We start from the raw sequence: 12,860 nt of genomic DNA, 5'->3' as shown, positions 1-12,860 counted from the left end.
GCAACCCCCATCAATGGAAAATGCCGCGTCGAGACGCGGCATTGTTATTTCCAGTGGTCAGACCGGCCAGGCTTAGACTGCCTGCTGCAAAATCACCGCATCGGCCTTCCTGGTGTAGGAGGCGATCTCGTTGAAGTTGAGGTAACGGTAAGTGTCGGCTGCAGTGGCATCCAGGGTCTTGGCGTACTGCAGGTACTCCGCCACTGTCGGGATCTTGCCGATGATGGCGGCAACCGCAGCCAGCTCGGCAGAGGCCAGGTAGACGTTGGCACCCTTGCCCAGACGGTTCGGGAAGTTGCGGGTAGAGGTGGAAACCACGGAGGCCCCTTCCGCCACACGCGCCTGGTTGCCCATGCACAGGGAACAGCCCGGGATCTCGATGCGGGCACCGACGCGACCAAAGATGCCGTAGTAGCCCTCTTCGGTCAGCTGATCCTTGTCCATCTTGGTGGGCGGGGCGATCCACATGCGGGTCGGCAGCTCGCCCTGGTACTTCTCGAGCAGTTTGCCGGCGGCACGGAAGTGGCCGATGTTGGTCATGCAGGAACCGATGAACACCTCGTCGATCTGGCTGCCAGCCACCTCGCTCAGCAGGCGGGCGTCGTCCGGATCGTTCGGCGCACACAGGATCGGCTCCTTGATGGTGGCCAGATCGATCTCGATGATTTCGGCGTACTCGGCATCCTTGTCCGCTTCCATCAGCACCGGATTGGCCAGCCACTCTTCCATCCCCTTGATACGGCGGGTGATGGTGCGCACGTCGCCGTAGCCTTCGGAGAGCATCCATTTCAGCATGACGATGTTGGACTTCAGGTACTCGATGATCGGGGCCTGATCCAGCTTGATGGTGCAACCGGCGGCGGAGCGCTCGGCGCTGGCGTCCGCCAGCTCGAACGCCTGCTCCACCTTCAGGGTCGGCAGACCTTCGATCTCGAGGATGCGGCCCGAGAAGATGTTCTTCTTGCCCGCTTTCTCGACGGTCAGCAGCCCCTTCTGGATGGCGGCGTAGGGGATGGCATGAACCAGATCACGCAAGGTGATGCCTGGTTGCAGCTCGCCCTTGAAGCGCACCAGCACGGATTCCGGCATGTCCAGCGGCATCACGCCGGTGGCGGCAGCGAAGGCCACCAGGCCAGAGCCCGCCGGGAAGGAGATCCCGATGGGGAAACGGGTGTGGGAGTCACCACCTGTACCCACGGTATCCGGCAGCAGCATGCGGTTCAGCCAGGAGTGGATGACGCCATCACCGGGGCGCAGAGAGACACCGCCGCGGTTCATGATGAAGTCCGGCAGGGTGTGGTGGGTCTGTACGTCGATGGGCTTGGGATAGGCCGCGGTGTGGCAGAAGGACTGCATGGTCAGATCGGCGGAGAAGCCGAGGCAGGCCAGGTCTTTCAGCTCGTCACGGGTCATGGGGCCCGTGGTGTCCTGGGAGCCGACCGTGGTCATGCGCGGCTCGCAGTAGGTGCCTGGGCGAATGCCCTGCACGCCGCACGCCTTGCCCACCATCTTCTGGGCCAGGGTGTAACCCTTGCCGGTGTCGGCCACCGGCTGCGGGCGACGGAACACGGTGGAGAACGGCAGACCCAGGGCCTCGCGGGCCTTGTCGGTCAGGCCGCGGCCGATGATCAGCGGGATGCGGCCACCGGCGCGCACTTCGTCGATCAGCACCTCGGTTTTCAGTTCAAAGCGGGCCAGCACCTCGTCGGTGCCGTGACGGGTGATCTTGCCCTCATAGGGGAAGATGTCGATCACATCGCCCATCGCAAGCGAAGAGACATCCACCTCGATGGGCAGGGCGCCAGCATCTTCCATGGTGTTGAAGAAGATGGGGGCAATCTTGCCGCCCAGGCAGACGCCACCGGCGCGCTTGTTCGGCACGAAGGGAATGTCGTCGCCCATGAACCAGAGCACGGAGTTGGTGGCGGATTTGCGGGAGGAGCCGGTACCGACCACGTCACCCACGTAGGCCAGCGGGAAGCCTTGCTCTTTCAGGGCGTCGATGGTCTTGATGGGGCCGATGACGCCGTCCTTGTCCGGAGTGATGCCGGGACGGGCGTTCTTCAGCATGGCCAGGGCGTGCAGCGGGATGTCGGGACGGGACCAGGCATCCGGCGCCGGAGACAGATCGTCGGTGTTGGTTTCGCCGGTCACCTTGAACACGGTGACGGTGATCTTCTCGGCCAGGGCGGGGCGGCTGAGGAACCACTCGGCATCGGCCCAGGATTGCAGCACCTGCTGGGCATGGGCATTGCCCGCCTTCGTCTTCTCTTCCACGTCGTGGAAGGAGTCGAACATCAGCAGGGTGTGGGACAGGCCCTTGGCGGCAAGCGGCGCCAGGGAGGCGTCGTCCAGCAGATCGATCAGCGGCTGGATGTTGTAGCCACCCTGCATGGTGCCGAGCAGCTCGACCGCTTCGGCGGCGGTCAGTATGGGAGAGTGGGCCTCGCCCTTGGCGACGGCGGTGAGGAAGCCGGCTTTGACATAGGCCGCTTCATCGACACCCGGGGGAACGCGGGAGGACAACAGTTCTTTCAGAAAATCATGTTCACCGGCGGGCGGGTTCTTGAGCAGTTCAACCAGGGCGGCGACCTGCTCTGCGTCCAGAGGTTTGGCAACCACGCCCTCGGCGGCACGTTCTGCGACGTGTTTACGGTATGTTTCAAGCACGACTAATTCCTCTTTGGTCTTTTTTTTGGGGTTCGCCCAAGCTCGCGGCGATCGTCCTTGCGGGACACCCGTAGGGTGCCCCCCACTATATAAGTTTTAACGAGTAATTAAAATCCAAACCCTGTGCAGTTATTCACCAAACCAGCATAACCATATAAGCCGGTTAGGTTTTTTTAAACTGCCAAGACACACAGCACAGACAAGTTAACAAAAAATCAGCATTTCACCCTTATTGGAACGTAGTGCCCAATTGCAGATAGAACATGTCGTGTCCCCCCTCCGCCATGCCATAGCCGAGGAAGATGGGGCCGAGGAAGCTCTCCACCCCCACATAGACGGAGCCGGCGGTATAAGAGGATTCCAGGCTGATGTCATCCCCCTTGTCCCAGACCCCACCCTGCTCGAGGGAGCCCCCGAGGAACAGGGGTGCCTTGATGGCCCCGAAGTCGTTGTCCGCCACCCGGTAGATGTAGCGCAGACCGCTGAACAGGCTGTAGCGGCCGCTCAGCTGGTAGTGCTGGAAGCCGGAGAGCCGGAACAGGCCGCCGAGATCCTGCACGAACAGCGGCACCTCTTCCTCCGAAGAGGAGCCGCCCCCTTCCAGCATCAGGTTGATGCTGTGTCGTCCCCATGACCAGGGCTTGATCATCGCCAGGTGGTAGTTGAGCCCCTCGGTGTTCTCCGTCGGCTCGCCGGTCGGCTCTATCTTGATGTGGGAGTAGCCCCCCTTGATGTCCCAGTAGATACCCTGATAGGGGAAGTAGCGACTGTCGAGGGTGTCGTGCTCGAAGCGAATGTAGGGGCCCCAGGCGGTGGCATCCGCACTCGCGTCGGACAGGTTCTGGACATCGACGCTGCCCACCTGGCCTTCCAGCCCCAGGGACAACCGGCTCCAGGGCTGGCGGTTCCAGCCGACGGCGAGATCCATGCTGGTGAAGCTGTACTCGGAGTCCAGATAACGGACCCCGGACGATTTGACATCCTCCTCCGGGAAGAAGACCCGGCGCTGGGTCTTGTCATAGGCCAGGCTTGCCTCGCCATAGAAGGTCTGGGAGGGCTCGAGTGGCGTGTAGAAGTCGGTCTTGAGGTGCTTGGCGGTGCCGAGCGACGCCTCTGTCAGCCACTCGGCGCCCCAGTCGTTGACGTTGGTCAGGGTATAGGACATGCCGACGTTGTAGTTGGAGCTGCTCTCGAAGTCATCGGAGAAGCCGAGCTGGAAGTTGAGATAGCCCGGGCCCCAGTTCTTCTCGCTGGCATCCACCACCAGCACGTTCTCGCCGTCCCGCTCCTCCACCTCGTAGGTGATGCGATCGAACGACTCCAGGGCGTAGAGGCGGCGGATCCCGGCCTCCAGGCTCTCATAGGTCTGCACCTTGTCCGGGCGCACCTTGAGCATGGCCCGCACCGTCTCGTCGGAGAGGCGCGACTTGTTGAGGATCTCCACCTTGTCGATGTAGTAGGCCGGCTGCCCGCTGCGCTCGGCGCGGCGGCTCAGCTTCTTGTTGCGGTAATCCGCATAGGCGTCGGGGGAGAGCGACAGGGCATCGAGCTGGGCAGCGGCGCGGTCGGCCACCGCCTCCCCCTGCTTGATCCCCTCCGGCATCCGGGCAAAGTCGGCGATCCCCATGTCACCGAACTCGGGGCTGAGCAGCACGTCCTTCGGCCCCAGCAGCGCCTTCTGCTTCTCGGTGCCGACCTGGGTCATGTAGGTGGTGAGCTGGTCTATCATGGCCAACCCGGATTTGAGCGACTCCCTGGTGCGCAGCTTGGCGCCTATGTCCACCGCGATCACCACGTCGGCCCCCATGGCCTTGGCCACGTCCACCGGCATGTTGTTGACGGTACCGCCGTCGGCCAGGATGTGCCCCTCCCACTCCACGGGTTTGAGGGCGCCGGGGATGGACATCGAGGCCTGCATCGCCTTGGCCAGGCTGCCACTGTCCAGCACGAAGGGGGTCACCGTCTCCATGTCGGTGGCCACGGCGCGGTAGGGAATGGGCAGATCGTCGAAGCTCTTCTGGGCCGGCAGGTTGGAGGTGGCATGGCGCAGCAGGCTGGCCATGGATTGCCCCTGGAAGAAGCCGTCCGGCAGCTGGGTAGAGTCCCCGTTGACCCCGATGTCGGTGCGCAGCTGGTACTTCTCGCTCTGCTGCTTCTTGCGCAGGGAGAGCTCGTCACGACCGACCTTGTCCTGATACCCCTTGTTCCAGTCGATGGCGAGGGTCATCCGCTCCACCTCCTCGGCACTGAGCCCCATGGCGTACATGCCCGCCACATAGGAGCCCATGCTGGTGCCGACGACGATGTCGACCGGGATGCGCTTCTCTTCCAGCACCTTGAGCACCCCGATATGGGCCGCCCCCTTGGCGCCGCCGCCGCTCAGCACCAGGGCTATCCTGGGTCGCTCCGCCTTGCCTTCGCCGCCGTGCACCCGAGCCTTGGGCCCGGTGTCACTGGCCAGGGCCATCCCCGCCAATGGCAGGGTCGCCAGCAGAAGCATAAGCAGATGGGTCCATCCCCGATGAAAGATGCGCATATGAGTGTCCATTGATCCGTGCGAGTCGAGCGAGCAGCCCGCCGACATGAGTGCTGCCAACTATAAGTTCCAGAACTTTAACTGCAAGCGCCCCCGCTGGCGAGATGTCATCACCCCCGGGGCCCCAGAGCCAGGGATAACCGGCGCCAATCCAGTCCCAGCCTGATGTGAGCGCAAACGTTAATCGGCAATAATCGCCGCCACCACCTCAAGAGCACGCCAGCTCAGCCGTTAATATGTACTCAACCTTAGGTCCACACTCCCGAGTCACCCTTATGTTCGCAAGCCTGACACTCAAACAGAAAATTCTGGCCACCGTCATCCTCGCCGTGGCTCTCTCCTGCCTGCTGGTGGGCTACTTCAGCCAGCGCTCGGCCCAGCAGCTGATCGAGACCCGCATGTTCGAGCAGGAGCTGCCCAACCTGACCCAGCGCATCGGCAAGGAGATCGAGAAGGATCTCACCTCGGTCGCGAGCGCCGCCAGGCAGCTGGCCAATGACCGTTTCGTGCTGGACTGGGTGGCCCGCGGCATGCCCAAGGAGCAGGAGTCCATCCTCATCGACCAGCTCAAGGACATGACGAGCCAGTATGGCCTGGTCACCGCATCCTTCGCCGATCGCCAGAGCGCCGCCTACTACAACCAGGACGGTTTCCTGCGCATCCTGAACCACGAGCAGGACAACTGGTTCTACGACTACACCAAGAGCGGCCAGGACCTGATGCTCAGCATCTTTCGCGAGAGCAATGGCGAGGTGAAGCTGTTCGTCAACTTCCAGCAACTCGACGGGCGCGGCCTGGCCGGGCTCGCCAAGTCCCTCGACAGCATGGTCAGCATGCTCGCCAACTTCCGCATCGGCGACAGCGGCTTCGTCTTCATGACGGATGGCAGCGGCAAGGTGAAGCTGCACCCGGACGCCGCCCGTATCGACAGAGACAGCCTGGCCCAGTTGGCAGGTTCCAGCGCTAGCAGCCTGCTGACCAAGCAACCGTTCGCCGTCACCCACGCCGAAATAGATGGCCAGCCAGTGGTGCTCGCCACCAGCTATATCCCCCTGCTCGACTGGTATCTGGTGGCCCAGGTGCCGGAAGCCGAGATCTATGCCGAGCTGGACAAGGCGCGACTGCACATAGTGCTGGTGAGCCTGCTCATCGCCGTCGGCATGGGGCTGCTCGGCGTCCTGCTGGCCGGCTCCGTCAGTCGCCCCCTCAACGAACTGGCCCGCCTGTTCCGGGAACTGGGCAGTGGTGACGGGGATCTGACCCAGCGCCTCAAGGTGGAAGGACGGGACGAACTGAGCCAGGTCGCCACCGGCTTCAACAATTTCGTCGCCAAGATCCACGGCTCCATCGAGCAGGTGGCGAGCAACTCCCGCCAGCTCGCCGCCACCGCCAACGAGGTGGCCGCCAAGGCCCAGCTGACCCAGCACAACTGCACCGCACAGCGGGATCGCACCGTCCAGGTCGCCACCGCCATCCACGAGATGGGCGCCACCGTCAGCGAGATCGCCGGCAATGCGTCTCTCGCCGCCGACGTGGCCAAACAGGCCAACGATCAGGCCGATGCGGGTGCGGTCGTGGTGGCTCAGGCCCGCCACGGCATCGTCGGCCTCTCCGGGGAGATCGAGCAGGTGGCCGGGGTCATCGAGTCCCTGGCCAGCCAGACCGACTCCATTGGCAGCATACTCGACACCATCCGCAGCATCTCGGAGCAGACCAACCTGCTGGCCCTCAACGCCGCCATCGAGGCCGCCCGCGCCGGTGAACAGGGCCGCGGCTTCGCCGTGGTGGCCGACGAGGTGCGCAACCTCGCCAGCCGCTCCGCCGCCTCCACCGCCGAGATCCAGAGCATGATCAATCGCCTCCAGGAGCAGAGCGCCCGCGCCGTCAGCGCCATGGCCCAGGGGCGAAACCAGAGTCTGGAGGTGGTGGCCCAGGCGGACGCCGCCAACGGGGCGCTCGGCCAGATCACCGCCCACATCACCCAGATCAGCGACATGAACATCCAGGTCGCCACCGCCACCGAGGAGCAGTCCAGCGTGGTGGGGGAGATCAACCGCAACGTGGAGGACATCAACCAGCTCACCATGGAGACCGCCGACATCGCCCATCAGCTGACGGAGTCCAGCCGCAGTCTGCAGCAGCTCTCCGGCGAGCTCGACAAGCTGGTCGGCAACTTCCGGCTATGAGATGAAAGAGCGCTTCGGCGCTCTTTTTCGTCCGGGTCGGCAGGGAGTGTCGGCCCGGGAATGACGGCAAACCGTCATGACAAGCCGCTACAGTAGCGACATAGCAACACACCAAGGAGTCATCATGCTGGCAGGCAAGATCACGATCAAAACCCAACTCATCCTGGCCGTTACCGTGCCCTGTCTCGCCCTGTTGCTGGTCGGCGCCGCCAGCCTGCGCAGCATGGGCAACATCAAGCAACAGGCCGATGAGCTGTTCCAGAATACCGCCACCCCCATGCGGGCCATGGCGGAAGTGGCCTCCCGCATCCCTCGCATGCGCGTCGGCATCGACATGATGCTGCTGCAGGAGACCTCCCTGCGCGACGAGAAGGGGGTGCTGACCCGGGTCAAGGAGACCCGCGAGGAAGACATTCCCGAGATGCGCCAGGCCATGCAGCAGGCGGTGACGGCCCAGGTCGATCCCGCCGCCCGGGCCGAGGCCGAGCGGCTGCTCGGCCAGTTCGAGAAGATGGAGCGCGAGGAGCTGATCCCCATGCTGCAGGCGCTGGAGAAGGATGAGATGGAGGTGGCCCGCACCATTTATCGGGATAGCTACAGCCAGACCTATGGGGAGATGCGCAAGGGGGCCAACGCCTTGCTCGACGGCCTCATCGGCCAGGCCCAGCAGCGAAACGAGCTGAGCCAGGGCAGCTATGACAGTGGCCGCAACCAGATGATCGCCATCATAGTGATCGCCATCGCCATCTCGCTGCTGGTCTCGACCCTCATCCTGATCGGGTTGCGCCGCCGGGTCTCCTTCCTGCAACTGCACATCGGGGATGCCGCCCGCCATCTCGCCCTCGACAGCAGCGCCAGCCTGACCGGCAAGGACGAACTGGCCGAAATAGCCAGCAGCTTCAATCAGTTCGTGGCCCGCATCCACGGTGCCATCGAGCAGGTGGCAAGCAACTCCCGCCAGCTCGCCGCCACCGCCAACGAGGTGGCCGCCAAGGCCCAACTGACCCAGCACAACTGTACCGCCCAGCGGGATCGCACCGTCCAGGTCGCCACCGCTATCCACGAGATGGGCGCCACCGTCAGCGAGATCGCCGGCAATGCGTCGCTCGCCGCCGACGTGGCCAAACAGGCCAACGATCAGGCCGATGCGGGTGCCCAGGTGGTAGCCCAGGCCCGCCACGGCATCGTTGGACTCTCGGGGGAGATCGAACAGGTGGCCGGGGTCATCGAATCCCTGGCGAGCCAGACCGACTCCATCGGCAGCATACTCGACACCATCCGCAGCATCTCGGAGCAGACCAACCTGCTGGCCCTCAACGCCGCCATCGAGGCCGCCCGCGCCGGTGAACAGGGCCGTGGCTTCGCCGTGGTGGCCGACGAGGTGCGCAACCTCGCCAGCCGCTCCGCCGCCTCCACCGCCGAGATCCAGGGCATGATCAACCGCCTCCAGGAGCAGAGCGCCCGCGCCGTCAGCGCCATGGCCCAGGGGCGCAACCAGAGTCTGGAGGTGGTGACCCGGGCGGACGCGGCCAACGGGGCGCTCGGCCAGATCACCGCCCACATCACCCAGATCAGCGACATGAACATCCAGGTCGCCACCGCCACCGAGGAGCAGTCCAGCGTGGTGGGGGAGATCAACCGCAACGTGGAAGACATCAACCAGCTCACCACAGAGACGGCCGACATCGCCCACCAGCTGACCGCGTCCAGCCGCAGTCTGCAACAGCTCTCCGGCGAGCTCGACAAGCTGGTCGGCAACTTCCGCCTCTAGCCCTCTCCTTCCCATCAAGCCAGCCACAGGGCGCGTCGCGACGCCCCTGTGGCTTCAACGGCAGGCCGCCTGCCTGGGCCATCCCCTGAAAACAAGCAGCGGGCCGCAGGCGTCATGGAGCCATGGCCTTCCCCACCGGATCCGGAAAGCCCCGCGCAACAGCCACAAAAAAGCCGCTCCTGAGAGCGGCTTTTTTATCTTGGCGGAGAGAAGAGACTTACTTCTTCTTCTTGGCCTTGGCGTTCGGCAGGTCGGTGATGGAGCCTTCGAACACTTCGGCAGCCAGACCCACGGACTCGTGCAGAGTCGGGTGAGCGTGGATGGTCAGCGCCAGATCTTCGGCGTCGGCACCCATCTCGATGGCCAGACCGATCTCGCCCAGCAGCTCACCACCGTTGGTGCCGACGATGGCACCACCGATGACGCGGTTGCTGTCCTTGTCGAAGATCAGCTTGGTCATGCCGTCGGCGCAATCGGAGGCGATGGCGCGGCCGGAAGCAGCCCAGGGGAAGGTGGCGACTTCGAAGTTCAGGCCCTGTTGCTTGGCTTCCTTCTCGGTCAGACCGACCCAGGCCATCTCTGGCTCTGTGTAGGCGATGGACGGGATCACTTTCGGGTCGAAGTAGTGCTTCTTGCCGGCGATGACTTCGGCCGCCACGTGGCCTTCATGCACCCCCTTGTGAGCCAGCATCGGCTGACCGACGATGTCACCGATGGCGTGGATGTGCGGAACGTTGGTACGCAGCTGCTTGTCCACTTCGATGAAACCGCGCTCGTTGACGGCTACGCCAGCTTTCTCGGCGTCCATCAGCTTGCCGTTCGGCACACGACCGACCGCGACCAGCACGTTGTCGTAGCGAACCGGCTCGGCCGGGGCGTGCTTGCCTTCGTAGGAGACGTACAGGCCGTCTTCACGGGCTTCAACTGCGGTGACCTTGGTCTCCAGCATGATGTTGAATTTCTTGGCAACGCGCTTGGTGTAGATCTTGACAATGTCTTTGTCGGCAGCCGGTACCAGCTGATCGGCAAATTCCACCACGTCGATCTCGGAGCCCAGGGAGGAGTAAACGGTACCCATCTCCAGACCTATGATGCCGCCACCGATAACCAGCAGCTTGCCCGGTACTGTGGTCAGTTCCAGCGCATCGGTTGAATCCCAGACGCGGGGGTCATCGTGGGGAATGAAGGGCAGCTTCACCGGACGGGAACCGGCCGCGATGATGGCGTTGTCGAAGGTCACTGTGGTCTTGCCGTCGGCACCTTCCACTTCGAGGGTGTTCGGGCCGGTGAACTTGCCGAAGCCGTTCACAACCTGGACTTTACGCATCTTGGCCATGCCGGCCAGACCGCCGGTCAGCTGGTTGATGACCTTCTCTTTCCACAGACGCACCTTGTCGATGTCGGTCTGCGGGGCACCGAAGACGATACCGTGCTCGGCCAGCGCCTTGGCTTCTTCGATCACTTTGGCAACGTGCAGCAGCGCCTTGGAGGGGATGCAGCCCACGTTCAGGCAGACGCCACCCAGGGTGGAGTAACGCTCGACGATAACGGTATCCAGACCCAGATCGGCAGCGCGGAAAGCAGCGGAATAACCGGCAGGGCCAGCACCCAGTACTACGACCTGGGTTTTGATCTCTTTACTCATCATGACCTCTTTGTCGTTCTATATCCCCGGACAGCACAGTCTTATGCCAAAGAAGGCGGCTGCAGCCGTGAAAAAAACGGGGCAAGTTTATAATTTTGTTAATGAAATGAGAAGTGAAAAGGGCGAGCTCTGTGCTCGCCCTCTCATTTACATTTACAGAACCAGTCGACGAATGTCGGACAGCACGCCACTCAGGGTGGTGATGAAGCGAGCCCCGTCGGCGCCGTCGATGACGCGGTGGTCATAGCTCAGGGCCAGCGGCAGCATCAGGCGAGGCACGAACTCCTTGCCGTTCCACTTCGGCTTCATCTCGGACTTGGAGACGCCCAGGATGGCCACTTCCGGCGCGTTGACGATCGGGGTAAAGCTGGTACCGCCGATGCCACCCAGGCTGGAGATGGTGAAGCAACCGCCCTGCATGTCGGCAGCGGTCAGCTTGCCGGCACGAGCCTTCTTGGAGATCTCGGCCAGGTCGCGGGACAGCTCATGGATGCCCTTCTTGTTGACGTCGCGAACGACCGGCACAACCAGGCCACCCGGGGTGTCTACCGCCACACCGATGTGGATGTACTTCTTCATGATCAGCTTGCTGCCGTCTTCGGACAGGGCGCTGCAGAAGCGCGGGTGCGCTTCCAGGGCCTTGGCGGCCGCCTTCAGGATGAACACCAGCGGGGTGATCTTCACGTCCAGCTTCTGCTTCTCGGCCAGGATGTTCTGCTCTTTGCGGAACGCTTCCAGATCCGTGGTATCCGCTTCGTCGAACTGGGTGACGTGGGGGATCATGGCCCAGTTGCGGTGCAGGGCAGGACCGGAAATCTTCTGGATCCGGGTCAGTTCCAGCTCTTCGACCGGGCCGAACTTGCTGAAATCAACCTTGGGCCAGGCCACGACGCTCATGCCGTTACCAGTGCCGGTACCGGCAGCCGGGGCGGACTCTGCGCGCTTGACCGCATCCTTCACGTAGGCCTGCACGTCTTCTTTGACGATGCGGCCCTTGCGACCTGAGGCTTTCACCTTGGCCAGGTTGACGCCGAATTCACGGGCCAGACGGCGAACCGCCGGGGAGGCGTGAACATAGGCATCGTTGGCCACGAAATCGGAGGCAGCGGCAGCCGGGGCAGCAGCCTGAGCAACCGGGGCAGCAGCCTGAGCAACCGGGGCGGCGGCAACGGGGGCAGCAGCTTGCGCAACCGGGGCGGCGGCAGGGGCAGCACCAGCGACTTCGAACACCATGATCAGGGAACCGGTGGAGACTTTGTCACCCGCCTTCACCTTGATCTCCTTGACCACACCGGCGAACGGTGCGGGGACTTCCATGGAAGCCTTGTCACCTTCCACGGCGATCAGGGACTGGTCGGCTTCGACCTTGTCACCCACGGCCACCATGATCTCGGTGACTTCCACTTCGTCGCCGCCGATATCAGGTACGTTGACCTCTTTGGCTGCGGCAGCAGCCGGGGCAGCGGCCACGGGAGCGGCAGCCTGAACCGGCGCGGCAACGGCAGCAGGCGCGGCGCCAGCCACTTCGAATACCATCACCAGGGAACCGGTGGAAACCTTGGCGCCGGCGGCAACCTTGATCTCGACCACGCGGCCCGCGAACGGCGCCGGCACTTCCATGGAGGCCTTGTCACCTTCCACGGCGATGATGGACTGGTCGGCTTCAACCATGTCGCCCACGGCGACCATGATCTCGGTCACTTCGACTTCGTCGTCACCTATGTCAGGGACGTGCACGTCTTTGGCAGCGGCAGCAACAGGGGCAGCCGGTGCGGCGGCAACCGGAGCGGCTGCCTGAGCCGGAGCGGCGGCAGCAGCGCCCTCCGCTTCGAAGATCATGATCTGGGAACCGGTGGCAACCTTGTCGCCCACCTTGATCAGGATCTCTTTGACGATACCCGCGGCCGGAGCCGGGACTTCCATGGAGGCCTTGTCACCTTCCACGGCGATCAGGGACTGGTCGAGCTCGACCTTGTCACCCACGGCGACCATGATCTCGGTCACTTCCACTTCATCGGCACCGATATCCGGCACCATAATCTGTTTGGACAT

Annotated in this window: 6 protein-coding genes; 2 read left to right on the top strand and 4 right to left on the bottom strand. The window is 63.5% G+C overall.

The window, feature by feature from the left end:
• Window positions 1-72: 72 nt before the first annotated feature.
• Both acnB and HB860_RS00630 read right to left on the bottom strand, forming a co-directional pair.
• A complete protein-coding gene (acnB, locus tag HB860_RS00635; protein WP_247625424.1) occupies window positions 73-2,670 on the bottom strand; it encodes a bifunctional aconitate hydratase 2/2-methylisocitrate dehydratase in 2,598 nt (865 codons plus the stop codon).
• A gap of 229 nt (window positions 2,671-2,899) precedes the next feature.
• Complete coding sequence (locus HB860_RS00630) at window positions 2,900-5,206, bottom strand: patatin-like phospholipase family protein (RefSeq protein ID WP_247625423.1); 2,307 nt, start codon at window positions 5,204-5,206, stop codon at window positions 2,900-2,902.
• 275 nt (window positions 5,207-5,481) lie between these two features.
• Here HB860_RS00630 and HB860_RS00625 point away from each other — a divergent pair, with 275 nt between their 5' ends.
• Window positions 5,482-7,392 carry a methyl-accepting chemotaxis protein gene (locus HB860_RS00625; protein WP_247625422.1) on the top strand — a complete coding sequence of 637 codons (1,911 nt, stop codon included), beginning with the start codon at window positions 5,482-5,484 and terminating at the stop codon, window positions 7,390-7,392.
• A 124-nt stretch (window positions 7,393-7,516) separates the two neighbouring features.
• On the top strand, window positions 7,517-9,163 hold the full coding sequence (locus HB860_RS00620) for a methyl-accepting chemotaxis protein (RefSeq protein WP_247625421.1): 1,647 nt from the start codon (window positions 7,517-7,519) through the stop codon (window positions 9,161-9,163).
• Between the two features lie 217 nt (window positions 9,164-9,380).
• On the opposite strand, the gene lpdA is transcribed toward HB860_RS00620, so the two are convergent.
• Both lpdA and aceF read right to left on the bottom strand, forming a co-directional pair.
• Window positions 9,381-10,808 carry a dihydrolipoyl dehydrogenase gene (lpdA, locus tag HB860_RS00615; RefSeq protein WP_025328438.1) on the bottom strand — a complete coding sequence of 476 codons (1,428 nt, stop codon included), beginning with the start codon at window positions 10,806-10,808 and terminating at the stop codon, window positions 9,381-9,383.
• A 153-nt stretch (window positions 10,809-10,961) separates the two neighbouring features.
• On the bottom strand, window positions 10,962-12,860 hold the full coding sequence (aceF, locus tag HB860_RS00610) for a pyruvate dehydrogenase complex dihydrolipoyllysine-residue acetyltransferase (RefSeq protein WP_247625420.1): 1,899 nt from the start codon (window positions 12,858-12,860) through the stop codon (window positions 10,962-10,964).

The sequence above is a fragment of the Aeromonas genomosp. paramedia genome, assembly GCF_023093515.1.
Classification (GTDB): Bacteria; Pseudomonadota; Gammaproteobacteria; order Enterobacterales; family Aeromonadaceae; genus Aeromonas.
This window is presented reverse-complemented; position numbering and strand designations above follow the sequence as displayed.

Coding starts and splice junctions, on each gene's coding strand:
- lpdA (WP_025328438.1), bottom strand. CDS start 10,808: ATGAGTAAAGAGATCAAAACCCAGGTCGTAGTACTGGGTGCTGGCCCT.
- HB860_RS00630 (WP_247625423.1), bottom strand. CDS start 5,206: ATGCGCATCTTTCATCGGGGATGGACCCATCTGCTTATGCTTCTGCTG.
- HB860_RS00620 (WP_247625421.1), top strand. CDS start 7,517: ATGCTGGCAGGCAAGATCACGATCAAAACCCAACTCATCCTGGCCGTT.
- aceF (WP_247625420.1), bottom strand. CDS start 12,860: ATGTCCAAACAGATTATGGTGCCGGATATCGGTGCCGATGAAGTGGAA.
- HB860_RS00625 (WP_247625422.1), top strand. CDS start 5,482: ATGTTCGCAAGCCTGACACTCAAACAGAAAATTCTGGCCACCGTCATC.